Source organism: Kitasatospora sp. NPDC098663 (genome assembly GCF_044760075.1).
In the GTDB taxonomy this organism is placed as follows: domain Bacteria; phylum Actinomycetota; class Actinomycetes; order Streptomycetales; family Streptomycetaceae; genus Kitasatospora.
Map to the genome: position 1 here is coordinate 301,353 of NZ_JBIWAP010000002.1, position 25,601 is coordinate 326,953.

Annotated in this window: 29 protein-coding genes and 1 riboswitch; of the genes, 23 read left to right on the forward strand and 6 right to left on the reverse strand. The window is 70.5% G+C overall.

Annotation, left to right across the window (positions count from 1 at the left end):
* Positions 1–54: 54 nt before the first annotated feature.
* Complete coding sequence (locus tag ACIQVZ_RS03400; RefSeq protein ID WP_350876822.1) at positions 55–480, forward strand: SsgA family sporulation/cell division regulator; 426 nt, start codon at positions 55–57, stop codon at positions 478–480.
* A 136-nt stretch (positions 481–616) separates the two neighbouring features.
* Here ACIQVZ_RS03400 and ACIQVZ_RS03405 read toward each other — a convergent pair whose 3' ends face one another.
* Positions 617–997, reverse strand: coding sequence for a phage holin family protein (locus ACIQVZ_RS03405; RefSeq protein WP_063351244.1), 381 nt, complete (start codon positions 995–997; stop codon positions 617–619).
* Positions 998–1,150: 153 nt separating this feature from the next.
* Between ACIQVZ_RS03405 and ACIQVZ_RS03410 the strand changes: the two genes are divergently transcribed.
* The 16 genes from ACIQVZ_RS03410 to ACIQVZ_RS03485 all read left to right on the forward strand — a co-directional run bounded on the left by ACIQVZ_RS03410 (position 1,151) and on the right by ACIQVZ_RS03485 (position 11,456).
* Positions 1,151–1,468: a cupin domain-containing protein gene (locus ACIQVZ_RS03410; RefSeq protein WP_350876824.1), complete on the forward strand. Its 318-nt coding sequence runs from the start codon at positions 1,151–1,153 to the stop codon at positions 1,466–1,468.
* Between the two features lie 98 nt (positions 1,469–1,566).
* A complete protein-coding gene (gene tenA, locus ACIQVZ_RS03415; RefSeq protein ID WP_063348422.1) occupies positions 1,567–2,235 on the forward strand; it encodes a thiaminase II in 669 nt (222 codons plus the stop codon).
* A gap of 216 nt (positions 2,236–2,451) precedes the next feature.
* Positions 2,452–2,652 (forward strand): DUF5326 family protein, encoded by a 201-nt coding sequence (locus ACIQVZ_RS03420; RefSeq protein ID WP_350876827.1) that lies wholly within the window; start codon positions 2,452–2,454, stop codon positions 2,650–2,652.
* A gap of 139 nt (positions 2,653–2,791) precedes the next feature.
* Positions 2,792–2,926, forward strand: a riboswitch (TPP riboswitch).
* A complete protein-coding gene (gene thiC, locus ACIQVZ_RS03425; RefSeq protein WP_402446760.1) occupies positions 2,922–4,793 on the forward strand; it encodes a phosphomethylpyrimidine synthase ThiC in 1,872 nt (623 codons plus the stop codon). It overlaps the preceding riboswitch by 5 nt.
* A gap of 304 nt (positions 4,794–5,097) precedes the next feature.
* Positions 5,098–5,616, forward strand: coding sequence for a ferredoxin (locus tag ACIQVZ_RS03430; RefSeq protein ID WP_402446763.1), 519 nt, complete (start codon positions 5,098–5,100; stop codon positions 5,614–5,616).
* A gap of 45 nt (positions 5,617–5,661) precedes the next feature.
* A complete protein-coding gene (locus tag ACIQVZ_RS03435; protein ID WP_402446766.1) occupies positions 5,662–5,808 on the forward strand; it encodes a hypothetical protein in 147 nt (48 codons plus the stop codon).
* A 289-nt stretch (positions 5,809–6,097) separates the two neighbouring features.
* The gene (locus ACIQVZ_RS03440) at positions 6,098–6,322 is read left to right on the forward strand and encodes a helix-turn-helix transcriptional regulator (RefSeq protein WP_402446769.1); all 225 of its coding nucleotides are present in this window, start codon (positions 6,098–6,100) and stop codon (positions 6,320–6,322) included.
* Between the two features lie 210 nt (positions 6,323–6,532).
* Positions 6,533–6,898, forward strand: coding sequence for a hypothetical protein (locus ACIQVZ_RS03445; RefSeq protein ID WP_402446772.1), 366 nt, complete (start codon positions 6,533–6,535; stop codon positions 6,896–6,898).
* Positions 6,899–6,995: 97 nt separating this feature from the next.
* The gene (locus ACIQVZ_RS03450; RefSeq protein ID WP_402446775.1) at positions 6,996–7,748 is read left to right on the forward strand and encodes an ATP-binding cassette domain-containing protein; all 753 of its coding nucleotides are present in this window, start codon (positions 6,996–6,998) and stop codon (positions 7,746–7,748) included.
* Complete coding sequence (locus ACIQVZ_RS03455) at positions 7,748–9,013, forward strand: ABC transporter permease (RefSeq protein WP_402446778.1); 1,266 nt, start codon at positions 7,748–7,750, stop codon at positions 9,011–9,013. The genes ACIQVZ_RS03450 and ACIQVZ_RS03455 overlap by 1 nt, the downstream gene beginning before the upstream one ends.
* Complete coding sequence (locus tag ACIQVZ_RS03460; protein ID WP_402446780.1) at positions 9,006–9,656, forward strand: hypothetical protein; 651 nt, start codon at positions 9,006–9,008, stop codon at positions 9,654–9,656. Before ACIQVZ_RS03455 ends, ACIQVZ_RS03460 begins: the two co-directional genes overlap by 8 nt.
* A 29-nt stretch (positions 9,657–9,685) precedes the next feature.
* Positions 9,686–9,982, forward strand: a complete 297-nt coding sequence (locus ACIQVZ_RS03465; protein ID WP_402446782.1) for a hypothetical protein — start codon at positions 9,686–9,688, stop codon at positions 9,980–9,982.
* A gap of 43 nt (positions 9,983–10,025) precedes the next feature.
* Positions 10,026–10,253, forward strand: a complete 228-nt coding sequence (locus ACIQVZ_RS03470) for an AbrB/MazE/SpoVT family DNA-binding domain-containing protein (protein ID WP_402446785.1) — start codon at positions 10,026–10,028, stop codon at positions 10,251–10,253.
* Positions 10,243–10,689 (forward strand): type II toxin-antitoxin system VapC family toxin, encoded by a 447-nt coding sequence (locus ACIQVZ_RS03475; protein ID WP_402446787.1) that lies wholly within the window; start codon positions 10,243–10,245, stop codon positions 10,687–10,689. Before ACIQVZ_RS03470 ends, ACIQVZ_RS03475 begins: the two co-directional genes overlap by 11 nt.
* 132 nt (positions 10,690–10,821) lie before the next feature.
* A complete protein-coding gene (locus ACIQVZ_RS03480) occupies positions 10,822–11,052 on the forward strand; it encodes a FitA-like ribbon-helix-helix domain-containing protein (protein WP_402446789.1) in 231 nt (76 codons plus the stop codon).
* On the forward strand, positions 11,049–11,456 hold the full coding sequence (locus ACIQVZ_RS03485; protein ID WP_402446792.1) for a type II toxin-antitoxin system VapC family toxin: 408 nt from the start codon (positions 11,049–11,051) through the stop codon (positions 11,454–11,456). Before ACIQVZ_RS03480 ends, ACIQVZ_RS03485 begins: the two co-directional genes overlap by 4 nt.
* Before the next feature lie 207 nt (positions 11,457–11,663).
* On the opposite strand, the gene ACIQVZ_RS03490 is transcribed toward ACIQVZ_RS03485, so the two are convergent.
* The 3 genes from ACIQVZ_RS03490 to ACIQVZ_RS03500 all read right to left on the reverse strand — a co-directional run bounded on the left by ACIQVZ_RS03490 (position 11,664) and on the right by ACIQVZ_RS03500 (position 15,275).
* Positions 11,664–12,497, reverse strand: a complete 834-nt coding sequence (locus ACIQVZ_RS03490; protein ID WP_350876847.1) for a hypothetical protein — start codon at positions 12,495–12,497, stop codon at positions 11,664–11,666.
* A 240-nt stretch (positions 12,498–12,737) separates the two neighbouring features.
* Positions 12,738–14,003 (reverse strand): metallophosphoesterase, encoded by a 1,266-nt coding sequence (locus ACIQVZ_RS03495; protein ID WP_402446795.1) that lies wholly within the window; start codon positions 14,001–14,003, stop codon positions 12,738–12,740.
* 114 nt (positions 14,004–14,117) lie between these two features.
* Positions 14,118–15,275, reverse strand: coding sequence for a LacI family DNA-binding transcriptional regulator (locus ACIQVZ_RS03500; protein WP_350876851.1), 1,158 nt, complete (start codon positions 15,273–15,275; stop codon positions 14,118–14,120).
* A 372-nt stretch (positions 15,276–15,647) separates the two neighbouring features.
* Here ACIQVZ_RS03500 and hisC point away from each other — a divergent pair, with 372 nt between their 5' ends.
* From hisC to ACIQVZ_RS03525, 5 genes are all read left to right on the forward strand, one after another.
* Positions 15,648–16,724 (forward strand): histidinol-phosphate transaminase, encoded by a 1,077-nt coding sequence (gene hisC / locus ACIQVZ_RS03505; RefSeq protein ID WP_371517822.1) that lies wholly within the window; start codon positions 15,648–15,650, stop codon positions 16,722–16,724.
* 281 nt (positions 16,725–17,005) lie between these two features.
* On the forward strand, positions 17,006–18,415 hold the full coding sequence (locus tag ACIQVZ_RS03510) for a biotin/lipoyl-binding protein (protein WP_350876855.1): 1,410 nt from the start codon (positions 17,006–17,008) through the stop codon (positions 18,413–18,415).
* Between the two features lie 2 nt (positions 18,416–18,417).
* Positions 18,418–19,221, forward strand: coding sequence for an ABC transporter ATP-binding protein (locus tag ACIQVZ_RS03515; RefSeq protein WP_350876857.1), 804 nt, complete (start codon positions 18,418–18,420; stop codon positions 19,219–19,221).
* Positions 19,218–20,429 (forward strand): ABC transporter permease, encoded by a 1,212-nt coding sequence (locus ACIQVZ_RS03520; protein WP_350876859.1) that lies wholly within the window; start codon positions 19,218–19,220, stop codon positions 20,427–20,429. The genes ACIQVZ_RS03515 and ACIQVZ_RS03520 overlap by 4 nt, the downstream gene beginning before the upstream one ends.
* A 7-nt stretch (positions 20,430–20,436) precedes the next feature.
* On the forward strand, positions 20,437–21,105 hold the full coding sequence (locus ACIQVZ_RS03525) for a DUF5666 domain-containing protein (RefSeq protein ID WP_402446801.1): 669 nt from the start codon (positions 20,437–20,439) through the stop codon (positions 21,103–21,105).
* A gap of 184 nt (positions 21,106–21,289) precedes the next feature.
* On the opposite strand, the gene ACIQVZ_RS03530 is transcribed toward ACIQVZ_RS03525, so the two are convergent.
* Positions 21,290–23,491, reverse strand: a complete 2,202-nt coding sequence (locus ACIQVZ_RS03530) for a transglycosylase domain-containing protein (RefSeq protein WP_402446803.1) — start codon at positions 23,489–23,491, stop codon at positions 21,290–21,292.
* A gap of 459 nt (positions 23,492–23,950) precedes the next feature.
* On the reverse strand, positions 23,951–24,874 hold the full coding sequence (locus tag ACIQVZ_RS03535; protein ID WP_402446806.1) for an RNA polymerase sigma-70 factor: 924 nt from the start codon (positions 24,872–24,874) through the stop codon (positions 23,951–23,953).
* 142 nt (positions 24,875–25,016) lie between these two features.
* Here ACIQVZ_RS03535 and ACIQVZ_RS03540 point away from each other — a divergent pair, with 142 nt between their 5' ends.
* Entirely contained in the window at positions 25,017–25,490 is a 474-nt protein-coding gene (locus ACIQVZ_RS03540) for a carboxymuconolactone decarboxylase family protein (RefSeq protein WP_402446809.1), read from the forward strand.
* Positions 25,491–25,601 lie beyond the last annotated feature (111 nt).

Consider the following 25,601-nt stretch of genomic DNA (forward strand, 5'->3'; position numbering starts at 1 on the left):
CCAGCCCCCTACCCCACGGCCCACCCGGCCGCCCCCACGAGAGGTACTGGCGCCATGCAGCACAGCACAGTCCAGGGACACCTGGTGATGAACCTCGTGGTCTCGCACGAGCTCTCCTTCCGCATCGTGGTGGACCTGGAGTACGAGCCCGACGACCCCTACGCCGTCCGGTTCACCTTCCACCTGCCCGGCGACGAACCCGTCACCTGGGTGTTCGCGCGCGAGCTGCTGCTCGACGGCATCAGCCGGCCCTCCGGCGAGGGCGACGTGCACATCCACCCGGTCGGCGAGGAGCTCACCGAGGTCTGCATCGTGCTGCACTCCCCCGAGGGGGACGCCCTGCTGCGGGCCTCGGCGCCGCCGCTGGTCGCCTTCCTGGCGCGCACCGACCGGCTGGTGCCGATGGGCCAGGAGATCACCGGGCGGGAACTCGACGCCGAGCTCGCGGACATCCTCCGGGGATGTGAGAACGCGGGGTGAGCGGTGGCCGCACCGCCGCCACCGACGAAGGGGCCCGCGCCGGGTGAACCACCCGGGCGCGGGCCCCTCTCGTGTTCGGCCGGCCGGTGCCCGGCCAGGTCGTGTTCGGCCAGTCGGTGCCCGGCCACGGCCGAGGTCAGTCGTCGTCCAGGGCCAGGTGCAGCCCCCACGAGACCAGGCTGATGATCAGCGATCCGAGCAGCGCCGGCACGAAGCCCGTGACGTTGAAGTCCAGGTGCAGCTTCCCCGCGGCCCAGGAGGTCAGCCACAGCATCAGGGCGTTGATCACGAAGGTGATCAGTCCCAGGGTGAGGATGAACAGCGGGAACGAGAACAGCTTGACCAGCGGCTTGATCAGGAAGTTGACCAAGCCGAAGACCACGGCGACGGCGACCACCGTCAGGGCCTTGTGTCCCAGGTCGGCTTTGCCGCTGGCGAGTTGGATACCGTTGACGATCCAGGCGGCGACCCAGATGGCCACCGCGTTGATCACTGTCTTGATGAGGAAACCCTTCATGACGCCCAAGCCTGGCAGGCCTCGCCGCCCCGGGGGAAGCTCTCCTCGGACATGTTGGCGCTCCCGCCGGACATCTTGGCGCCCCCGGTCCGGTGCCCGTGGTGTTGAATGCCCGTGGCCCGCACGGAGGATGGACGAAGGAGGGGAGCAGCGGTGAAGCTGTTCCGGTTGGACGAACTGGACGTCGAACGCGCGGCGAACGACGGCGCCTACCTGCGCTTCCTGCGCGAACCGCGGATGTCCGCCGGGCTCTACGCGCTCTCCCCCGGCGACACCGACCCGCAGACCGCGCACGACCAGGACGAGATCTACCAGGTGATCAGCGGCCGCGCCGAACTGACCGTCGGCGCCGAGACCGCCACAGTCGGGCGCGGCACCGTCGCCTACGTCCCGGCCGGCACCCCGCACCGCTTCCACCACGTCACCGAGGAGCTCCGGGTCCTGGTGGTGTTCTCCCCGCCCGAGGGCTGACCGCCCGCGGATCGATCGGGAACCGACCGGGGACTGGCCGGGAACTGGCAGGGGACCGACCGGGCCCGACCGGGGACGGACGGTCTAGGGTCCTGGGCATGAGCAAGAGCCTGACGGAAGAACTCTGGGCGGCCATCGAGCCGGTGTACGCCGAGATCCTCGCCCACCCCTTCATCGGCGGCCTCACCGACGGCACCCTGCCGCGTGCGGCCTTCCGCCACTTCGTCGTCCAGGACTCGCACTACCTGCGCGACTACGCCCGCGCGCTCGCCGTCTGCGCCGCCAAGGCGCCCGGCGAGGAGGACGTGCGGGCCTTCGCCGACGACGCGGTCGGCGCGCTGGCCGCGGAACAGGGCATGCATGCCGAGTTCCTGACCGCCTTCGGCGGCAGCGCCGAGCAGGCCGCCGCCGAACCGGTGCTGCCCACCACCCGGGCCTACACCAGCTACCTGCTGGCCACCGTCTACGGCGGCTCCTTCGCCGAGGCCGTCGGCGCGGTGCTGCCCTGCTACTGGATCTACGCCCGGGTCGGCGAGGCGCTGCTCGCCCAGGGCTCCCCCGACCCGCTGTACGCCAAGTGGATCGCCACCTACGGCGACGAGGCGTTCCAGTCCGTCGTCCGCCGGGTGCTGGCGCTCACCGACCGCCTCGGCGAGGAGATCTCCCCGGCCGAACGGCGCCGGGTCGTCGAGCACTTCACGACCACCTCGCGCTACGAGTGGATGTTCTGGGACGCCGCCTGGCGCGGCGAGCGCTGGCCGGTCTGACCGCTGGCCGCAGGGGGTGCGGGGCCCTTCCCGGGGGTCGTCCCCGAGGCCGGCACCCGGGTCTCCCCGGGGCCCCGGGTCGGGGTGATCTAGGGGTTCTCTCCGGGCCGACAGGCCTCGTTCCGGCACTCGTGTCCCCGTACGATCGAAGTACCGAAAGCAAGCGGGATGCGGCACCGGACGGCAGCCGACCCCACGGGGAGAGAAGGAACGGTCATGGCTGAGCTCTGGAAGTCGCTGCCCTCCTGGGTGCGGAACATCGTCATCCCGGTGCTGGTCCTGGTGCTGCTCTGGAACATCCTGGGATTCGTCTTCGGCGTCGTCGGCGCCCTGCTGAGCATCATGATCAAGGTGCTGGTCGTCGCCGGCATCGCCGCCGCCGTGGTGGTCCTGGTGAAGAAGGCCGCCAAGGGCTGAGCAACCGCCCGAGGCCCGGCCCCCCTGGACGGGGGGCCGGGCCTTCGGCGTTCCCGGCGCGACGTCCGGCCTGCTGGGGCGTGCTGGACCTGCGGCGATCGGCTCGCTACGGTGTTGGGCGTCATGTGCAGGCAACACCGCCTGCCGACGCGGGAGCTCGGAGCACCGGGCTGAGAGGGCGCTGACCGGGACGTCGACGGACGGACCGACGGCTGCGTCGACCGCAGGAACCTGACCGGGTAATGCCGGCGTAGGGAGTATGAGGTCAGATGACCACGTTCGAAGCACAGCCGCAGCCTGCCCGCAGCACCGGGAACAGTGGCACCGGGAACAGCGGCACCGAGGCCGGCGAGGCCGCCACCGCCACCGTCACCAGCGCCGGCACCGGCTACCCCACCCCGGCCTGGCGCAAGGCCTACCGCGAAGGGTCCCGGCCCGACCTGCGGGTCCCGTACCGCGAGGTGCAGCTCACCAACGGCAGGACCGTCCCGCTGTACGACACCTCCGGCCCGTACACCGACCAGGCCTACGAACCCGACGTGCGGCGCGGCCTGCCCGCCCTGCGCGACGCCTGGATCCGCCAGCGCGGCGACGTCGAGGAGTACGACGGCCGCGAGGCGCGCCCCGAGGACGACGGGATCAAGCACACCTCGCCGCGCGGCGGGAACCTGCGCAACCTGGACGCCGTCTTCCCGGGCCGCCCGCGCCGCCCGCTGCGCGGCCGCGGCGGTGCCGCCGTCACCCAACTCGCCTACGCCAAGCGGGGCGTGGTCACCCCCGAGATGGAGTTCGTGGCGCTGCGCGAGGGCCTCGCCCCCGAGTACGTGCGGGCCGAGGTGGCCCGCGGCCGGGCCGTCATCCCGGTCAACGTGAACCACCCCGAGGTGGAGCCGGCGATCATCGGCACCAACTTCCTGGTGAAGATCAACGCCAACATCGGCAACTCCGCCGTCACCTCCTCGATCGAGGAGGAGGTGGAGAAGATGACCTGGGCCACCCGGTGGGGCGCCGACACCGTCATGGACCTCTCCACCGGCCGCAACATCCACACCACCCGCGAGTGGATCCTGCGCAACTCCCCCGTGCCGATCGGCACCGTGCCGCTCTACCAGGCCCTGGAGAAGGTCGACGGCAAGGCCGAGGACCTGAGCTGGGAGGTGTACCGGGACACCGTCATCGAGCAGTGCGAGCAGGGCGTCGACTACATGACCGTCCACGCCGGCGTGCTGCTCCGGTACGTCCCGCTGACCGCCCGCCGCAAGACCGGCATCGTCTCGCGCGGCGGCTCGATCATGGCCGCCTGGTGCCTGGCGCACCACCAGGAGAACTTCCTCTACAGCAACTTCGAGGAGCTCTGCGACATCCTCGCGCGCTACGACGTCACCTTCTCGCTCGGCGACGGCCTGCGCCCCGGCTCCATCGCGGACGCCAACGACGAGGCGCAGTTCGCCGAACTGCAGACCCTCGGCGAACTCGGCCGGATCGCCCGCGAGCGCGACGTCCAGGTGATGATCGAGGGCCCGGGCCACGTCCCGATGCACAAGATCAAGGAGAACATGGATCTCCAGCAGGAGATCTGCGACGAGGCGCCGTTCTACACCCTCGGCCCGCTCACCACCGACGTCGCCCCCGGCTACGACCACATCACCTCGGGCATCGGCGCCGCGATGATCGCCTGGTGGGGCACCGCGATGCTCTGCTACGTCACGCCCAAGGAGCACCTGGGCCTGCCCAACCGCGACGACGTCAAGACCGGCGTGATCACCTACAAGATCGCCGCCCACGCCGCCGACCTCGCCAAGGGCCACCCTGGCGCCCAGGACTGGGACGACGCCCTGTCCGACGCCCGCTTCGAGTTCCGCTGGGAGGACCAGTTCAACCTGGCCCTCGACCCGGAGACCGCCCGCGCCTTCCACGACGAGACCCTCCCCGCCGAACCCGCCAAGACGGCCCACTTCTGCTCCATGTGCGGCCCGAAGTTCTGCTCGATGAAGATCTCCCAGAAGATCCGCGACGAGCACGGTGACGGTTCGACGGCTGTCTCCACCGAGTACGACGCGGAGGCCGTCGAGGGCATGAAGGCCATGTCCGAGGAGTTCGCGGCACAGGGGAACAGGGTGTACCTCCCGCTGGCCGACTGACACCGGATGGCAGACGTCGGTGCCCGCGAGCCCTCGCCATTGTTCGGGGAGGGCTCGCGGCATGCTCCCGGCGGTCCGGCCGATGACCCTGTTGCACATACGCGGTCGCGGTCGACTACCGACTCCAGGTACAGGCGGACTGAGGGCCGAGTCAGCAGGGTGCGCGGCCCGAGGCCGGCAGGATGCACCTCCCGCCGGCCGGCTGACGCACCACACCTGATCGCCGTCCCGATCGGTTCGGGAACGGCGCTCCATCACTCGGAACTCCTGCGGCCGGTCGGAAGACTCGCTCTATCCTCGGGCTGTGACGCTCTACTTCGATCCCGAGGAAGCACTCGGCGAGGACCGCGACGCGTTCCGAGGCCGTTGGGAGGATCGCCTCTGGCTCAACGTTCCCGGGGCCTTCTACGGAGGCGAGACCGACACCTGTCGGACGGGCCGGATCTCCGCTCCTCAGCACGTTCTCTATGGGGGCGAGTATCTGACCGAGTACGTCTACCGCCAGCCCCGGAACCCGGCAGAGGCCGCCCGGCTGGTCGAAGCGGCCGACTGCGACCCGTTCCTCGGCTACGGCTGCGATGGTGATGTGCGATGGACGCCGGAGGCCGTGCGGGAGTGGTGGCGTGACCGCGACCGGATCACGTACTACCTCTCCGGCCAGGACTGGGACGGCATCGACTGGGCAGAGCAGGGAGTGGCCGCCGCAGTCCGTGACTACACGTCCTACATTGCCGGAGACCTCGCAGCGGACCTGCGGATCTATCTCTACTGGCTGGAGGAAGGCAGGTCTCCCACGCCGGACGACCGACTGCCCGGGCTGTAGACGGCAGTGCTCCAATGTTCGGGCTTCGGGCTGAAGTTGTCATCGATGAAGATCAGCAAAAGCATCAATGAGAAGTTCGGCAACGGGGCGGCCTCGCCCGAGTACGACGCGGAGGCCGTCGAGGGCATGAAGGCCATGTCCGAGGAGTTCGCGGCCCAGGGCAACAAGGTCTACCTCCCGCTGGCCGACTGACTACGGGAACCGAGCGGGCCGCATCACTCGGGGGTCGGGCCGGTTCCCGGGTGAAGCGGCCCGGCGTTGTCCATGTTCCAACGATGGTGTGTGCGCGGCCCGACCGCGCAGCGGTGCCGTGGCAGTCGATCCCGCGTTGTTCTTCGTGATTTGTCCGGCGGAGGCTGAAACAGGTGAGTTGGAATCTGATCCAGCTTTCGGTTTGAGTGCGTAGCGACCCTGCCGTGGCAGCGTCCGCCCGATCGCCCTGGGCGCGATCGATGACTGAAAAGTCTCATGGGGGGACAACGTGGGATCTGTTCAGACCGAGACCGAGTGTCTCGACTTCCAGCCAAGTGACAAACAGATCGAGATCGTCAAGATGGTGCGGCTCGGCATGAGCTACCAGGAGATAGCCGAGGCACTGTTCGTCAGCTCGCGCACGGTCCGACGGGAGATCAAGAGACTCAAGGGCGAGGTCGGTGTGACGACGCTTCCTGCGCTCCTGGCTGACGTCACCAGGCGAGGTTGGTGAGTAGGGTGTGGGATCCAACTACCGTAGAGCGCGGGGCACTTGTGGCTTGTGGTGAGTGCGTGACCAGATAGGCCGCGGGCGGCCACTTTTCCGCAATCACATGGTGATGGCCGGTCGACGCAACGTAACATGACGCACCGAGGAGCTGGGGCCCCAACGCTGGCACGTCAGGGCCCCGTTCGCCACCGCATCGACGTTGAGGAGGAAACAGTGGCGAAGATTTCCAGCCGGATCCGGCTGATTGGCGCCATCGTACCGAAGGCGACCGCGATAGGCGGCCTCACGGTCGCGGCAATCACGGTGCTCGCGCCGGCGGCAAGCGCAGGTGGGACGAGCGGCACCACGAATGGTTGCTACGCCACTTGGGGTGACACCGGAGCCAACGGGCACTGCACCAGCCCGTCCGCCACCCAGACCGGCCTGTACAGCGTGTACGAGTCGTGTGCGGCGGAGCCGGACTCGGTCTCGACGCAGATCATCATCTCCAAGGGGCAGGTCGTCAACAACTTCGGCCAGGTCTACTGCACCTTCTCGGCGAACTGGGCCGCCATTCACTTCACCACCCAGGGAAGCTGACCAATCGACAAGTGAACAGCAGTCTGAGATAGGCCTGTAAGGGTCTGCTGCCTCCGGCCACGCTGGAGGCAGCAGACCGGCTAGGGAGAGGTGCTGGGTGGAGCCGATCGTGGTGGTCCGCGGGTTGGGGCAGGGATACGGCAGCAAGAGGGTGATCTCAGATCTCGATCTGGAGGTCGGCCCAGGTGTCACCGGCCTGCTCGGCCCCAACGGAGCAGGTAAGACAACACTGTTGAGAACCCTTGCGACCGTCGTTCCGCCTCAAGAGGGTGAGATCGAGATCTGCGGGATCAGGGTCGTCTCCGAGGGCGCGGCTCGGCGCGCTCGTCGAACTGTCGGATATCTTCCCCAGGACTTCGGTTACTACCCCTCCTTCTCGGTATACGACTTCGTCCGGTACTGCGCGTGGCTCAGGGAAGTGCCGACGTCGGTAGCGGACCGTGAGACGCGACGCGTGATCGAGGCCGTGGGACTCTCCGACCGCGTCTCAGCCAAGATGAAGTCGTTGTCTGGCGGGATGCTCCGCCGGGCGGGGATCGCGACCGCGATGGTCGGCTCCCCCCGGCTGCTCCTTCTCGATGAGCCGACTGTCGGCCTGGACCCGGCGCAGCGGCTGGAGTTCCGCGAACTCATCCGGTCGCTCAGTGACAGTGCGGTGATCCTCAGCACCCACTTGGTGGAAGACGTCTCTGCTGTCTGCAGCAGTGTCGCGGTTCTGAGTGAGGGGAGATTCGTCTTCCGGGGAACTCCGGCCGAGTTGGCCGAGTCCGCGGCTGCGGACGCTGTCGGTGACAGTCCGCTGGAGCGCGGATACATGACCACCTTGGGCGCCCAGGGGGTGCACCGCTGATGCGGATCTACTGGATGGAGATCAGGCGCTCACCCCTACGCTGGTGGCTGCCCGTTCTGCTGGCGCTCGACTTCGCGGCGATCTTCGGACGAAGCCAGTGGTGGATCGGTGTCTGGCCACAGGCCAGCGTGGCTGCGCAGTTACCCTCGCTCTATTTCGGACCAGCCCTCGCCGCCTCGGCGACCTGGACGGCCGGACGTGCTCGGCGGGCGGGGATCACCGAGCAACTCGGCGCCTCGGCTCGACCCGCCTGGCAACTGGAACTGGCGCAACTTGCCGCGACGCTCAGCTACGGAACGTTGGTCTATCTCGTTGGCGCCGTCTCAGCCGCCGTTGTGAGCATCTCGGATGCCGGGTCGGGCTTCCTGTGGCCCGGATACCTCCTCCTGGGCTTCGGCGTCATGGTCGGCTGCGCCGGTCTGGGACATCTGGTCGGTCGATGGTCGGCGTCTCCCTACGCGGCATCGGCGGTTTGCGGCCTCGGCTGCTTCCTCTTCCTGGCCTGGATCGGAAAGCCGTCCGCGTTGGACCTCCTCATGCTCTCCGGCGATCCGTTCGTCAAGGTTGCCGTATCACCGCTCTTGGTTCGGCTGGCACTTGGCTGCGGCTTGGCGGCCATCGCGGTCCTGGTGGCCCGGCCCGGTGCCCGTCTGCGTGGTCGGGTCGGGTGGCGGGCAACGGCCACACGGCGGTTCGCCTCGCTGGGAGCGGTAGCCGTCTTCGTGCTGGCCGCGGTGGCCGTCGGGCCCGCCGGCCCGATCCGGATCCAGCGAGCGGCGGCCGAGCCGCTGTGCTCCGAAACCGCCCCCCGGGTCTGCCTCTGGCCTGAAGACCGCAAGTACCTTCCCGAGGTGACGGCGATGGCGGGCCGTATGTCCAAGCTCCCGACGGGCATGTTCACCGTGCCGGGCGACTATTACGAGCAGGGTCTCCGGAGTGGCCAGGTGAACGACTTCTACATCCTGGAAGGCTCTCTCTGGGATCCTGCGATCAGCATGGGCAGCGCGATCGTTCAGCACGAAGTCCCGCCACTCTGCCCCAAGGTGGACACGAAACTGGTGGAGCAAATCGGCCTGGCGTCAGGTGAGTTGTCTATGTGGTTGGCCGTGCGAATCTACGGGGGAGGCCGGCCCGCGAGTATGCACGGTGGGCCGCCCAACGTGGACATGGAGGCTGTTGCGCGCCTGGCCACGCAGCCCGAGGAGACGCAGATCGCCTGGGTGCAGCAACGCCTGCAGACACTCCACTCGGTGCCCTGTGTCTGATCGAATCGCCACCGTCTGGAGATATGCGCGGGCCCACCATGCCTACGGTCTGGCTGTTGGCCTGGCGCTTGTGACAGCCTGCGATGCCCTGTTCGGCTCCATCAATATCTCGCTTCCCGCAGGCAACGCGGTCGGTGTGGCAGTTGTTCCTTTCCGGCGAGAGCTTCCCATCGCGTTCGCGGCGCTTGCGGCGGGAAGCCTGCACAGCGTCATGGCGGACATGGAGCGCGCTGCCTCAAAGACCTTTCGTACGTTCGAGGTGACGCACGTCGTCGTCGTCAGTGCCGTGACGGTGGCGCTGCTCGGATCGGCGGAGGCGATCTTCACCACGTCGGAGCTAGCGGTCGTGATGATGCGGGCATTGCTGATCTGGATCGGCCTCGCCCTGCTTTCCGGCCGGATCTTCGGCTGGATGCTTTCTTGGATCCTGCCGGTACTCACCATCTTCCCGTTGACGTACTACGGAGCCGGAGACCTCGGACGGCATCGTTGGTGGGACTGGACCAGTCAACCATCAACCTCCATACCTTGCTGGGTCTTGGCAGTAGTCAGCATTTCTATCGGTGCAGTCGCCCTGGGACTGACGCCGTGGAGGCTACGTGGCCGCCGAAGCAGGCGGCCTGGGATCCCTTCCAACCAGTGAATCCTGGTTCCGGGCTGAAGTTGTCGTCGATGAAGATCAGTCAGAAGATCCGCGCCGAGCACGGTGGCGGTTCCAGCGCGGTGGAGGCCGAGTTCGAGGCCGAGGCCCTGGCCGGGACGGCGGAGAAGTCCGCCGAGTTCGCCGCCCAGGGCAACCGGGTCTGCCTCCCCCTCGCCGACTTACGTCGCCCCGCCGGCCGTGCTGCTCCGGGAGGCCGGGAGGCTTTCCCGGAGCAGTGCTTTTCGGGGGGCGAGCTGTCCGTGATCCGCGTGTTCAGGCGATCGGCGCCGCACTCGGGCCACCGGGGGAGCCGGTCGCCGAGCTAGTATTACGTGGTAGTGGTAATACGTGCTACTTCGGAGGTGGGAGATGCGGCTCAACAGCAAGGGGCAGGTCACGATCCCCGCGGAGCTTCGCGAGAAGTGCGGCCTGCGTCCCGGAGACGAGGTGGACGTCATCGAGGAAGGCGGCGTCCTGCGGATAGTGCGCCGGGCAGGCGACAGCACCAGGGGGCAGCGGGTGGCCCGTCGGATGAGGGGAAGCGCCGCGGGCGGCATGTCCACTGACGAGATCATGGAGCTGTTGCGTGGCGAGTAGCCGGTTGAGGCTGGTCGAACCGGGCCGGGCGCGGCCGGTGACGCTGGTGGACTCCTGCGTGCTGCTGGATCTGATGACGAACGACGAGACCTGGGCCGATTGGTCGGAGGCCGCGCTGTCCAAGGCCCAGGACGAGGGCGAAGTGGTGATCAACCCGATCGTCTACGCGGAGGTCTCGGTGGCGTACGCCGCGATCGAGGACCTTGACGCCGTCCTCCCGGCCGAGGACTTCGCGCGGGAGCCGCTCCCTTACGAGGCGGGGTTCCTGGCCGGCAAGGCATTTCTGCTGTACCGCAAGCGCGGCGGGCAGAAGACCGCACCGTTGCCGGACTTCTACGTCGGTGCGCATGCGGCGGTGCGCGGCTACCGGTTGTTGACCCGTGATGCCACGCGCTACCGCACGTACTTCCCGACCATCGAGTTGATCTGCCCCTAGTCGGGCTGCCGCTGGTCGGCTGAGGCCGCAGCGCATGGGCGAGCCCTCCCCCGGATGCGGGGAAGGGCTCGCCGCGCGATCACCCGGACTTGGCTATCTGCATTGTGCAGGTATCAGCGCTATAATGCAGATATGACAGCGCTCACCATCCGGGACGTCCCGGAGGACCAGATCCAGACCCTGAAGGTCCGCGCGGCCCAGGCCGGCCAGTCGCTGCAGGCGTTCATGCAGGACCTGATCGCCAGGGAGGCGTCCAGGCCCACGATGGCGGAGATGATGGCGCGGCTGGACCGCGAGACCACCGCCCGCGTCAGTGCCGCCGACGTCGTCGCGGCCATCGACGAGGGGCGAGCCGGGCGTTGATCGTCATCGACTGTTCCGCCCTGGTCCTGGTCCTCACGGCGCACGGCCCGGACGGGGAACTCGTCCGGGGCCGGGTGGCCGCGGCGGGGGACGTCTACGCCCCCACCCTCCTGGACTACGAGATCCAGTCGGCCCTCCTCGGCATGCAGCGGGGCGGCACGCTGACCGAGCGGGAAGTGGAACGAGCGGTCGCCGCCTACCGGATGCTTCCCATCGCCAAGCGGGAGACGCTGGCGTTCTGGGACCGGGTGAGGAAGTTGCACGCCAACCTCAGCGCCTACGACGCCCAGTACGTCGCCCTGGCGGAAGCCCTCGGCGTACCGCTGATCACCAGTGACGCGAGGATCAGGCGCAGCGGCGCGGCGAAGTGCGGCATCGAGGTCTTCGCCTCGGTCGGCCCCTAGCCGGAGCAGTGCGCCGGGTTCGCCGCCCAGGGCAACCGGGTCTGCCTTCCCCTCGCGGACTGACGGCCTGCGGCCGGTGACGCCGATTCGGGAGCCGGAGACGGCCTCCACGGCGATGGCGGCGGCGGCGTCGGCGACCGGCAACCGCGCTCCGGCAGCCGCACTCCGGCGGCCGAACTCCTGCTGGACTGGCCGGGGTTCGGGTGCTCAGGTGACGTCGTCGGGGCTGGTGAAGGCGGGGCTGGTGTAGCCGGGGGTGGTGAAGTCGGGGGCCGGGGTGGGGACGGTGCCGGGGCTGGTGAAGTCGGGCGAGGTGTAGTCGGCGGTGGGGACGGGGCCCGGGCTGGAGAAGTCGGGTGAGGTGTACCCCGGGCTGGTGAAGTCGGGGGCGCCGGCGGGGACGGCGGGCAGGTGGGTGTGCAGGTAGGGGAGCAGGCCGCGGTCGCGCAGCGCGGTGCGCCATTCGCGGCGGGCGTCGGCGAGCTCGGCGGCGAGTTCGGGGTCGGTGCCGGCCGGGGTGGCGGAGCCGCCGTCGCGTATGGCGGTGAGGACGAGTCCGATGATGCCGATGGCCATCGCGGCGACTCCGGCGGCGAGGGCGACCCAGCCGGCGGTGACGAGGCTGCGGGCGAGGGTGAGGTCGGGGTTGGCGGCGCGCAGCAGGTAGCCGATGAGCAGCAGGGCGAGGGCGGCGGTCCAGGCGAGGACCGGGGTGAGCACGGTGAGGACGGGGAAGAGTCCGGCGCCGCCGTTGGCGGAGCGCAGTTGGGTGAGCAGTCCGGGGGCGATGGGTTCGGCGCCCGGGGGTGGCGGGGGTGTGGTGCGCAGGGTCTCGCGCAGCCGGGTGTAGTGCGTGTACTCGGTGGCGGCCGCGGCGGCGATGGCGTCGGCGTCGCGCAGGGCGCGGATGCGCAGCTGGTCGGTGGTGAGCGCGCCGGGGGCGCGCAGGGCGGTGAGGACGGTGTGGTCGCGCAGGGCTTCGGCGAGGAGGCGCTCGTATTCCGGGCGGTCCTCGGCGAGCAGCGGCGGGGGGTTGGTCATGGGGACCCCGTTCATGCGGACCCCGGTTCGCTCCGCCCCAGGGGCCGCGGGACCCTCAGGGGCGCCGAAACGGGCGCGGAGGCGAGCCGCCGGACGGGCGGCCGGGTGTGGTGTGCCTCATGTTAGGGGCGGGCGCGGCCGTGCTGACAGTCGGTTTCCGGAATTTCGCGCCCCGGCCCGCGCGCGTGCGGTGGCCCGGGCGCCGGGAACGTCCGTTCGACCGGGCCCGGTCCGCGGGCCTCAGTTGACGGGGAGTCGGGCGACGAGCAGGCGCCCTTCCATGGTGACGCCGCCGTCCATGGCCACCGCGAGGTCGTCGGCGTAGACGTAGGGGCCGGGGATGTGCGGCGGCTGGCCGTCGTCGGCGTGCACCGCGCCGGTGAGGTACGGGATGGGGCTGTGCCCGTGCACGATGCGGGTGCCGCCGTAGGTGTCGAGGAGTTCGTGGACGGCCGTCGGGCCGGCGTCGCCGCGGAAGGCGAAGCGCTTGGTGAAGCGGCGGAAGCAGTCCCACCACTCGTCGACGCCCTCGTCGGCGAGCAGGCTGTGGACGGCGTCGTTGACGTCGGGGATGGACTCGCCGTACTCCAGGTACGCGGTGGTGTCGGAGTGCAGCAGCAGGTGGCCGTCCTCCAGCGCGATGGCGGGCAGCCGGGAGAGCCAGCTGATGTGGTGGCCCTCCAGCCGGTCCAGGTCGTGCTGCTGGCCGCCGTTGAGCCGCCAGGCGGCGAGGAAGGAGGCGGTGCCGGCGGTGGACTGGACGGGTTCGTCGCCGTACCGGGCGGCGCCGAGGAAGAGCAGTTCGTGATTGCCCATCAGGGCGCGGCAGTAGCCGCCGGCGGCGGCGGCTTCGGCGGCGAGCTGCATCACGAGATCGATGACGCCGATGCCGTCGGGGCCGCGGTCGGTGAAGTCGCCGAGGAACCAGATCCGGGAGCGGCCGGCGGACCAGTGGCCTTCGGCGTCGATCAGGCCCTGGTGGCGCAGCTCGGCGCGGAGCTCCTCCAGGTAGCCGTGCACGTCGCCGACGACGTAGAGCGGGCCGGGGGGCTCGCCGGGGCCGGGGGCGGGGTACGGGTAGCTGGGCGCGGAGGGGTCGGGCAGCGGCGGGCCGAGTTCGATGGTCGGCGGGTCGTCGCGGCCGGGGGCCTGGTGGGCGTGGTCCTGGTGGGCGTGGTCCTGGTGGGCGGGGGACTGCTGGTCGGGCAGGGTCGGCTCGTAGCCGGGGTGGTCCTGGTGGGAACCGGCGTGGTCCTGGTGGGAGAAGAGCGGGGCATTCTCCGGGGCGTGCACGGTGTGGTCCTGCCCGTCGGCGGGCCAGTGCTGCTCCAGGTAGCGGGCTCCGCCGTAGCCGCTGTAGGTCTCCGCTTCGTACGGCGTGCCGGGGTAGCCGGTGGCGGGCTCCGGTTCGTAGTAGGTGCCGTACGGCAGCACGTCGAGGTCCGGCTGGTGGCGGGGGCCTGAGTCGGGGTGTTCAGGCCCGGGGAAGCGGTCCTCGGGTGTCATTCGCCCATCATAGGAAGACCACTCTCCCGGCGTCGTCACCTGGTGGGTATCCAATCCTCCGGAGCGTCAGCCGGGCCGTCCCGCAAGGTCCGTTTTGTCCCGGCTCGGTATGGTCTAGACCTCGCCCGGGAGTCGGGGAGGGCTGACGGTGGTGCGCGGGCTCCGGCGCAGGGAGGACGCGCGGACGATCAGCTCGGTCGGCATCAGGGTGCCCGGTGGCGGGCCGGTGCCGGCGGTGCGGAAGCGCGGCGGGAAGAGCCGGGCGATGTCGACGCCCGTCCCGGAGTCGACTCCCTCGATGGCGTCGATGAGCAGGTTGACCACGGTGGTGCCGATCCGGCGGGGCTTGAGGGAGAGCGTGGTGATCGGCGGTTCGGTGGTGGCGTAGACGTCGCTCTCGCTGCAGCAGACCAGCAGCAGGTCGTCGGGGACCCGCAGGCCGTAGCGGCGGGCGGCGGCGAGCAGGTCGGTGCCGTTGGGGTCGAACAGGCCGTAGACGGCGTCGGGCCGGTCGGGGCGGGCGAGCAGCCGGTCGGCGGCGACGGCGCCGGCGGCCGGGTCGTGCGCGGGGTAGGCCTCGTAGACCGGTTCCTGGCCGACCTTGGCGCACCAGCCGAGGTAGGCCTCGGTGGAGAGCCGGGTGTAGGTGTCGGTGCTGGTGCCGGTGAGCAGGCCGATGCGGCGGGCACCGGCCTCGGAGAGGTGGTCGAGGATGCCGAGCACGGCGGCCTCGTGGTCGTTGTCGACCCAGGCGGTGACCGGGCAGTTGCCGGGTTTGCCGTCGCTGACGACCGGGACGCCGGACCGGTACAGCTCGCTGACCAGGGGGTCCTGGTCGGGCGGGTCGATCACCACGGTGCCGTCCAGGGCGATGTTGCCCCAGACGTCGTGGCGGGAGGAGGCGGGCAGCACCACCAGCGCGTAGCCGCGGCCGAGGGCGGCGCTGGTGGCGGCCCGGGCCATCTCGGCGAAGTACGCGAACTCCGTGAAGGTGAACGGCTCTTCGCCGTAGGTCGTGACGGTCAGCCCGATCAGGCCGGACCGTCCGGTGCGCAGGGTGCGGGCGGCGGCGGAGGGCCGGTAGCCGAGGCGTTCGGCGACCTCGCGCACCCGGCTGCGGGTCTCGTCGGGCAGGCGGCCCTTTCCGTTCAGCGCGTCGGAGACGGTGGTGATCGACACTCCGGCGGCTGCTGCCACATCCCGGATGCCGGCCCGCTCCAGACGCCGTGAGGTGGTGGGACGCCGACCGCTCTGGTTGGCTGCTGCTGTCATGGCGGACCGATCGTATGGCTCCTGACAAGGGTCTGTGACCGGCGCATCGGGAGCCCTCGGAGATACGTTTCTCCAAGAGTGAGCCGGGGTGCGCTCCTTCGATACCCGCACGAAACCAGCCGTCTTACCTCTGACATGTGCCAAAGGAACCCGGCAGAATGGCTGATCTGCGCCTGTCACCCGACCGGGCATCTCACCCCTACGGGTGAGCGCGGTCGGTATCGTTCAAGGCACCCGACCGGGGTGCCCCGGACGCGTTCCGAGATCCCGGGCACGGTGGCGATCCCACAGGTGGCGGGGGCGACCGCACCGGAGAACACGCGCCGAACACGCGCCGAACGCGCGCGGACAGCATCGAGAAGGAGTAGGACCGTGACGAGTACGTCAGCGCAGGGCCCGCGGCTGCGGCCGACCCTGGACGGCATCCCCACCTACAAGCCCGGCAAGCCGGCCGGCGCCGACGCGTACAAGCTGTCCTCCAACGAGAACCCGTACGACCCGCTGCCCGGCGTGCTGGAGGCGGCGGTCGCGGCGGCCGGCTCGCTCAACCGCTACCCCGACATGGCCGTCGGCGAGCTCAGCGAGGTGCTGGCCGAGCGCTTCGGCGTGCCCGTCGAGCACATCGCCACCGGCACCGGCTCGGTCGGCGTCGCCCAGTCGCTGATCCTCGCCACCGCGGGCCCCGGCGACGAGGTGGTCTTCGCCTGGCGCTCCTTCGAGGCGTACCCGATCATCACCCAGGTCGCCGGCGCGACCCCCGTCCCGGTGCCGATCACCGAGGCCGGCGACCACGACCTGGACGCGATGCTCGCCGCGATCACCCCGAAGACCCGGCTGGTGTTCGTCTGCAACCCCAACAACCCCACCGGCAACGTGATCCACCGCGCCGAGCTGGAGCGCTTCCTGGACGCCGTCCCGTCCGACGTCCTGGTGGTCGTCGACGAGGCGTACATCGAGTTCATCCGCGACCCCGAGGTGCCCAACGGCATCGACCTCTACCGGGACCGCCCCAACGTCTGCGTGCTGCGCACCTTCTCCAAGGCGTACGGCCTCGCGGGCATGCGGGTCGGCTTCGCGATCGCGCACGAGCCGGTGGCCAACGCGCTGCGCAAGACCGCCGTCCCGTTCGGCGTCAGCCAGCTCGCCCAGAACGCCGCCGTCGCCTCGGTGCGCGCCGAGCAGGCGCTGCTGGAGCGGGTGGACGCGCTGGTCGAGGAGCGCACCCGGGTGGTGGCCGGGCTGCGCGCCCAGGGCTGGGAGATCCCGGACTCGCAGGCCAACTTCGTCTGGCTGGGCCTCGGCGAGCGCTCGCAGGAGTTCGCCGTCGCGTGCGCCGAGGCCGGGGTGATCGTCCGGCCGTTCCCGGAGGGCGTCCGGATCTCGATCGGCGAGACCGAGGGCAACTCGATCTTCCTCTCGGTGGCCGAGGCGTTCCGCAAGACGCTCTGATCCCTCCCTTCTCCGTGGGGGCGCGCCGTTCGCGGTGCGCCCCTACGGCGTTCCCGGGGGTCTGGGGCGGTCGGCGGTGGGACCCGGGGCGCTGCCGGATGGCTGGAGATCACCGGAACTCACTGGGAGCCCGCTGGGAGTTCGGCCAACGACGGCCCACGGCACGGCCAAGGCGCCCGCGCGAACCGGGCGGTGTGACCGGAATGCCCGGATCCGCCCGGTCAGTCTTCTCCCAGCCCGCGCCCAGGGCTCCGCAAGAGCGCCCAGGAAAGCTGTCCGGCATGAAGGTGCTCCCGCGACGGCGAGGCGTCGTCCTCGTCAACTCCGCGCTCGGCGTGGCGCTCCTGGGCGGTGCCGCCCTGGTGTACGCCACAGTGAACGGCGGCACCAGTGCCGCCGCCGGCAAGACCCAGATCCGTACGGCGACCGTGGCCAAGGGAACGGTCCTGGCCACCGTGTCCGGAACCGGCACCCTGGTCTCACCGACCGACGCGGCCCAGGACTTCGCCACCGGCGGCCGGCTCACCTCGGTCAAGGTCGCGGTCGGGGACGCCGTCAAGAAGGGCCAGGTGCTCGCCACCGTCGACACCACGGCCGCCCAGCAGCAGGTGGACGCCGCCCAGGCGTCCCTCACCACGGCCAACGCCAACCTCACCAAGGCGCAGGCCGGGGTGACCACCACGACCACCCAGCCGCTGCCGGGTGCGACCTCCGGCGCCGGCGGCAACGGCGGCGGTGGTGGGGACCGCGGAGCGGGCGCGAACAGCACGCCCGCTCCGCAGACCACCACCATCACCACCACCAAGGTCGACGACGCGGCCGTCGCCCAGGCCCAGCAGCAGGTCGCCACCGCGCAGACCACCCTCGCCAACGCCCAGGCGGCGCTGACCGGCACCACCCTGACCGCCTCGGTGGACGGGACGGTCGCGTCCGTCTCGGCGAAGGTCGGCGACACCGTGGGCGGCGCGAGTTCCGGCGGCTCGTCCGGTTCGTCGGGCGCCACCGGGTCGTCCGGGTCGACCGGCAAGTCGTCCACCGGCAGCACCGCCTCGGGCGGCGCGCCGAGCGGCTTCATCGTGCTGACCAACCCGACCGGGATGCAGGTCACCGCCAACTTCTCCGAACTGGACTCGCTCAAGCTGAAGAAGGGCGAGGCGGCCACCGTCACCCTGAACGCGCAGTCCGACACCAAGCTCAACGCCAGTGTCCTGTCCGTCAGTTCGCTGCCCAGCAGCAGCGGCGGCAGCGCCGGCTCGACGGCCGTCCAGTACGCCGCCACGCTCCAGCTCAGCGGTGACACCAGCGCGCTGCGCACCGGCCTCAGCGCCACCGTCCAGGTGATCACCGGCGAGGCGGACAGCGCGCTGTCACTGCCCACCTCCGCGCTCTCCGGCACCGGCGCCAGCCGCACCGCGACCGTGGTGCACCCGGACGGCTCCAGCGAGCGGGTCAGCGTCGGGGTCGGCGTCGAGGGCGACAGCACGGTGCAGGTGGTCTCCGGGCTGAAGGAGGGCGACAAGGTCGAACTCCCCACCACCAGCGGCGGCAACGGCTTCCCGAACGCCTCCTTCCCGGGAGTCGGCGGCGGCCAGGGTCGCGGCGGCCAGGGCGGCGGCGCCGGGCTGGCGGGCGTCGGCGGGGGCGGCGGTGCCGCCGGCGGCGGCGGAGCCGGCCGGGGCGGTAAGGGCTGAGCATGCGTCACGTCATCGACAAGCGCGTCCCGGCGGCGCCCCCGCCCGTCATCCAGCTGCGCCGGATCACCAAGGCGTACGGGCACGGCGACGCCGTCGTGCACGCGCTGCACGGCCCGGAGGACCCGGACACCGGCGGCCCGCTCGGCGTCAGCCTGAACATCCACCAGGGCGACTACGTCGCGGTGATGGGCAGCTCCGGCTCCGGCAAGTCCACCATGATGAACATCCTCGGCTGCCTGGACGTCCCGACCGCCGGCCGCTACCTGCTGGACGGCATCGACGTCGGCCACCTCGACGAGGGGCAGCTCGCGCTGGTCCGCAACCGCAAGATCGGCTTCGTCTTCCAGTCCTTCAACCTGATCCCGCGCACCACCGCGCTCGCCCAGGTCGAGCTGCCGCTCGCCTACGCGGGCGTCCGGGCCTCGGAGCGGCGCCGCCGGGCCCTGGCCGCGCTCTCCCTGGTCGGCCTCGCCGAGCGCGCCGGGCACCGGCCCAACCAGCTCTCCGGCGGCCAGCAGCAGCGCGTCGCGGTCGCCCGGGCACTGGTCACCGCACCGGCGATGCTGCTCGCCGACGAGCCCACCGGCAACCTGGACAGCCGCTCCACCGAGGAGGTCCTCGACCTCGTCGACGCGCTCAACGCCACCGGCCGCACCGTCGTCCTGATCACCCACGAGGACGAAGTCGCTCGGCACGCCAAGCGGGTGCTCCGGCTGGTCGACGGCCGGATCGTCAGCGACGTCCGGCAGGCCCCGGTGGACGGGCCGCCGCCACTGCTGCGCGAGCTGGGGGTGTCGGCGTGATCCTCTGGCAGATGCTCCGCTTCGCGGTCGGCGGCCTGGCCGCCAACAAGGTGCGCTCGGCGCTCACCATGCTCGGGGTGCTGATCGGCGTCGCCTCGGTGATCCTGCTGCTGGCCGTCGGCAACGGCTCGTCGGTCGCGGTGAAGGAGTCGATCACCTCGCTCGGCACCAACTCGCTCACGGTCAGCTCCGGTTCGGCGAGCGGCGGCGCCCGCGCCACCTCCTCGGTGAAGAAGCTGACGGTCGCCGACGCCAAGGCGCTGGCCGCCGACACCGACTCGACCGCGATCAGGTCGGTCGCCCCGGTGGTCACCACCAGCGGGACGGCGCTGTACGGGGACATCTCGTACAGCCCCGGCTCGATCGTCGGCACCTACCCGGCGTACTTCGAGACCGCCAACCAGAAGGTCGCGCACGGCGAGTACTTCACCGACGACGACGTGCTCGGCTCGCGCAAGGTCGCGGTGCTCGGCGCCACGACCGCCAAGCAGCTGTTCGACACCGTGGACCCGGTCGGCAAGAAGATCGTCCTCGGCGGCACCCCGTTCACCGTGGTCGGCGTGCTCCAGGCCAAGGGCGGCAGCGGCTTCACCGACCCGGACGACGTGGTGATCGCCCCGCTGCCGACCGTGCAGAACGCCTTCACCGGCTTCGGGTCGGTCAACCAGATCCTGGTGCAGGCCAGTTCGGCCGACAGCACCACCGCGGCCCAGGCCGAGATCACCCGGGTGCTGCTCGGCACCCACGCGATCGCCGACCCGACCAAGGCCGACTTCCGGATCACCAGCCAGTCCTCGCTGCTCACGGCGAGGGAGAGCACCACGAAGACCTTCACCGTGCTGCTCGGCGCGGTGGCGGCGATCTCGCTGCTCGTCGGCGGGATCGGGATCACCAACATCATGCTGGTGACGGTCACCGAGCGGACCAGGGAGATCGGCATCCGCAAGGCGCTCGGTGCCCCGCGCGCGGTGATCCTCGGGCAGTTCCTGACCGAGTCGACCCTGCTCTCCGTGCTCGGCGCCGGGCTCGGGGTGGCCGCCGGGATCGCCGGCTCGCACTTCAGCATCGTCGGCATCAAACCGGTGGTGATCCCCGAATCCGTGATCGGCGCGTTCGGCATCGCCGTCGCCATCGGGCTGTTCTTCGGCAGCTACCCCGCCAACCGGGCCGCCTCGCTGCGGCCGATCGACGCCCTCCGGCACGAGTAGGACTCCCATGAGCAACGAGATCGCCACGGTCAGCAGCAGCACGCCGGCCGAGCAGGTCGCCCTGCTCGCGACCCCGCCGGACGCCCGCGACGTCACCGCCGAGCTCGCCGCCCCGCCGCGGCGCAGGCTGCCCTGGCTCAGCCTGGTGCTGGCGGGCGGGGTGATCGCCAGCGGGGCCTTCGCGGGCGGGGTCTGGTACCAGCAGAACCACGGCGGGACGAGTGGGAAGTCGTCCCGGCCCGCTGCTGCGGCCGCCGGGGCTGCGGGTGCCGCTGCGGGCCAGCGGCCGGCGGCGGGCGGCGGGTACGGGCAGAACGGGTCCCGCCGGGGTGGGCAGGGTGCCGCTCAGGGCGCGGGTCAGGGTCAGGGTGGGCAGGCCGGGCTCACTCGGGGCACGGTCAAGGCCGTCGACGGCACCACCGTCTACCTGACCGATGCCAACGGCAACACCGTCAAGGTCACCACCGGCGACGCGACGAAGGTCCAGCTCAACAAGGAGGGCAAGGTCGCCGACCTCCAGCCCGGCCAGAGCGTGACCGTCGTCGGCACCCCCGACGCCGACGGCGGCTACACGGCCAGCCAGCTCGTCGAGGGCGCCGCGGCCGGTGCGGGTGGCGCGGGCTTCGGTGGCGGCTTCGGCGGTGGCGGTGCTCCCAAGAACCCGTCCGGGGGCTGACCCCGTAGCTCCCGGACGCCGCGAGGCCCTCGCCCATCCCTGGGGCGAGGGCCTTCGCAGGTGGTTCGCCCGCGTTCCTCCGGGGCGCGAAGGCCGGGGAGTTCGACCACTGCACCGGCGGCGCCTGAGCGAAACGATCCGGCGGCCCCTTGCTGCTCGCGAGGGGCCGCCGGTGTGACTGCCGTCAGTGCTGCGGGCCGGGCGGGGTGGTGGCCGGGGCGCCCGTGCCGGTGCCGGTGTTGTTCGGGTCGGTCTTGGGCGCCGGGTCGGGGATGTCGGCCATCGGCAGGGACTTCTTGGGCGTGCCGCGCAGGGCCTGGTTCATGGCGTCCTGCCAGATCGGGCCGGGGCCGTCGGCGCCGAACACCTCGATGCGGTGCTTCCCGTTGATGGTGATGTTGCGCATCTCGACGCCGCCGTTGGGGCCGCCGAGCCAGACGGCGGTGGCGAGCTGCGGGGTGTAGCCGTTGAACCAGGCGGCCCGCTTGCGGTCGGAGGTGCCGGTCTTGCCGGCGATCTGGCGGTTGTCGTCCAGGCTGAGCGCCGCGGCGGTGCCCTTGTTCTCGGTCACGCCGTTCAGGACGGTGTTCATCGCCCGCGCCGTGTCGTCGGAGAACGCCTTCTCGCACTGGCCGGCCGGGACGGGGACGTCCTTGCCGTCCACGGTGGTGATCTTGTTGATGGCGATCGGGGCGCAGTGCGTGCCCTGGGCGGCGAAGGTCGCGTAGATGTTGGCCATGGTCAGTGGGCTCATCTCCTCCACTCCCAGGGCCATCGCGGGGACCTCCTCCAGCGGCTTGCCGCTGGCCTTGCCGGTGACGCCCAGCTTGTTGGCCATCTGCTTGACCGCGCAGAGGCCGATCTCCTGCTCCATCTGCACGAAGTAGGTGTTGACCGAGAGGGCCATGGCCTGCTTCAGCTGGTAGGGGCCCTTCTCGTTCTCGCTTTCGTTGGGCACCACCGTCTTGGGCCGGCCCTGGTTCTTCCAGGTGCCCTCGCAGGTCTTCATGGTCGGGTATTCGAGCTTGTTCGGGGCCGAGTACTCCTGGGTCGCCGGCAGGCCCGCCTCCAGGGCCGCCGCCGCGACGACCGGCTTGAACGTGGAGCCGGGCTGGAAGCCGTTGCCGCCGCCCATCGCCGCGTCCACGTTGAGGTTGACGACGGTCTGGTTCTTGTTGGCGTCCAGGCCGTACGGGCGGGTCTGGGCCATGGCGAGGATCTTGCCGGTGCCCGGCTCGACCATGGTGGCGGCGGCCGAGACGCTGTCGGTGATCTTCACGTTGGTGGTCACGGCGTTCTGGGCGGCGGCCTGCTTGTCCGGGTCCAGCGTGGTGTAGATGTTCAGGCCGCCGGTGTCCCAGAACTTCTTGCGGTCGGCGGCGTTCTGGCCGAACGCCGGGTCCTGCTTGACCACGTGCCGGACGTAGTCGCAGAAGAAGCCCATGCCGCCCTGGGCGGTGGCGGTGATGCAACCGTTCTGCGGGTCCTTGAAGTTGAGACCCAGCGGGGCGGCCTTCGCCTCCTTGGCCTGGTCCGCGGTGATGTGCTTGTTCTCCAGCATCTTGTCGATGACCGTGTCCCGGCGCTTCTGCGCGGCCACCGGGTGCAGCTTCGGGTCGTACTGGGACGGGTTCTGCACCAGCCCGGCCAGCATGGCGGCCTCGGCGATGGTCAGGTCCTTGTTGCTCTTGCTGAAGTAGCGCTGGGAGGCGGCCTCCACGCCGTAGGCGCCGTTCCCGTAGTACGTGATGTTGAGGTAGTTGGTGAGGATCTGGTCCTTCGACAGGTCCTCCTCCAGCTTGATCGCGACCTTGAGCTCCTGGATCTTGCGACCCAGGGTCTTGCGCTGCGCCTCCAGCACCGCGGCCTGGTCCTCGCCGGCCTTCTCGACGTTGACGTTCTTCACGTACTGCTGGGTCAGCGTCGAGGCGCCCTGCGAGGCGGTGCCGCTCTCGGCGTTCTTGCTGATCGCCCGGAGCACGCCCTTGAGGTCGACGGCGCCGTGCTCGTAGAACCGGGCGTCCTCGATGTCGACCTGGGCCTGTCGCATGAACGGTGACATCTGCTCAGGAGCGATGACCGTGCGGTCGCGCTCGTACACCTTGGCGATCAGGCCGCCCTTGGCGTCGAAGATCTGCGTCGCCTGGGTGAGCGGCGGGGTCTTGAAGTCACCGGGGATGTCCTCGAAGCCCTCCGCCGTGCCCTTGGCGGTCAGCCCGAAACCGCCGGCGGCGGGCAGGGCGAGGCCCGCCAGCAGCACACCGGACACCACGCTCGCCGCCAGGAAGATCGCACCGAAGCGGGCCAGCCGGAGCGGCGCCCTGCGGGGCGGGGGGAGAGCCGCGCTGTCGGAGGAATTCCATATCGGAGGGAGATTCGATTCCATCCCGGAATGCTAGTCCTCGGAGCCAGCCGGTCGAACGGTTTTTCGTGCGCCGCCGTCACGGCTGTGCAACAGATTCCGGGAGTCGACTTCGTCACGTCAAATCGCATACGCACCAAATTGGCGCAATAGAAATGACGGCCGCCTGTAACTAATTCAGCCCCCCCTCGGCATGGCCGCGGACCGCGCCTGCGCACCCGTGGCTCCGCCCGCCGCGTCCTCCCCCTCTCACGGCCCTGACACCCCTTAGATGCCGCGGGCGGGCCGAAAGGTTGCCTACGTCCGGGAGCGCGCCTGCACCCACTCCGCACCCACTCCGCACGCCCGCCGCTCGCTCCCGGGCGAGCGGATCGCCGTCGCCGAATCGCCGTCGCCGAATCGGTGCCGTTCGAGGAGTGGAGGAGCGTATGAAGGGCATCGGTGCTTGATCCGAAGAAACCGGGCCTCATGAGGGACGGCAGGTCACTTCGTCCTCGCCGGGGCGATGTCGGAGACCGGGCCGAGGTGGGTGAGTTTGTCGGGGTTGGAGACGGCGTGGACGGCCCGGATCGCGCCGTCGGCGATGTCGAGTTCGAGGACGCCGGCGACGCGGCCGTCGGCGTCGTGGAGGACGGCGCCCGGGCGGCCGTTGACGGTGGCGGGCTTCCGCGTGATGCCGAGTTTGCGGTTGCGGCGCAGGCCGCCTATGAGGAGCTGGGCGACGCGGCGCAGGCCGGTGAGGGCCTTGCCGAGGGCGCGGGCCTTGCCGCCGCCGTCGCCGTGGAAGACGACGTCGGGGGAGAGGAGCCGGAGCAGGGCGTCCAGGTCGCCGCCTTCGGTGGCTTCGAAGAACCTGCGGGCGAGTTCGTCGGCCTCCGCCTTGCGCGCCCGGGTGTCGACGGCTTGGGCGGAGGGGGCGAGGCGCTTGCGGGCGCGGGTGAGGATCTGGCGGCAGTTGGCCTCGGACTTGCCGACGGCGTCGGCGATCTCCGGGTAGCCGTACCCGAAGGCCTCGCGGAGCATGAACACCGCCCGCTCGGTCGGGGAGAGGGCCTCCAGCAGGACGAGGAACGCCATCGACAAGGCGTCGGCCAGCTCGGCGTGTTCGGCCGGCCCCGGGCGGTCGGCGGTCACCACGACGGGCTCGGGCAGCCACTCGCCCACGTACGTCTCCCGGCGGACCCGGGCCGACGTCAGGTGGTTGATGCCCAGCCTGGTCACCGAGGTGGTCAGGTACGCCTTGAGGTTGGTGATCGTGGTCCCGGCCTGGTCGGCCCGGGTCAGGCCGAGGAGAGCGTCCTGGACGATGTCCTCGGCGTCGCCCACGGAGCCCGTCATCCCGTAGGCGATGGAGAACAGCAGCGGCCGGTATCCGGTCGCGTCCGTGGTGATGGCTGATTCCGGCACTGGAACCCCTCCCTCGGTTCGCCGAGCAGGGTATCCGACGTCGCCCAGGCGGTGGTGACGCAGCTCACATGCGCATCTGTCACGGCCCACCGGGGTGCCCTGTCTCAGAGGGCACCAGCGGACGACGACAAGGGAGCACACGATGGAAGCCCGCCTGAACCCCTTCGCCAGCCAGACCATGTCCACGTTCCTCAAGCACCTCATCGCGGCCAACAAGGTGATCGTGGAATCGACTCTGCCGTTCGCGACGCAGGAGTTGGTGAAGCTGCGCGCCAGCCAGATCAACGGCTGCGGCTTCTGCGTCGACATGCACTTCAAGGACGCCGTGCACGGCGGGGAGGAGGCGACCCGCCTCAACCTGGTCGCGGCCTGGCGGGAGGCGACGGTGTTCACCGACGCCGAGCGCGCCGCCCTGGAGCTGGCGGAGCAGGGCACCCGCCTGGCCGACGCGGCCGGCGGGGTCACGGACGAGGCCTGGGCGGACGCCGCGAAGCACTACGACGAGGAGCAGCTCGCGGCCCTGGTGTCCCTCATCGCGATCATCAACGCCTTCAACCGCGGCAACGTCATCGCCCGGATGCCCGCCGGCGGCTACCGGCCCGGCCAGCACGCCTGACCGGAGCGCCTTCCGCGGCCGGGGAGCGGTCTCCCCGGCCGCGGGCGTCGGCTTCCCGGCCGTCGGCGCTTCCGGGGCGTTACCGTCCGTGCGCATACCATCCAGCCTGCA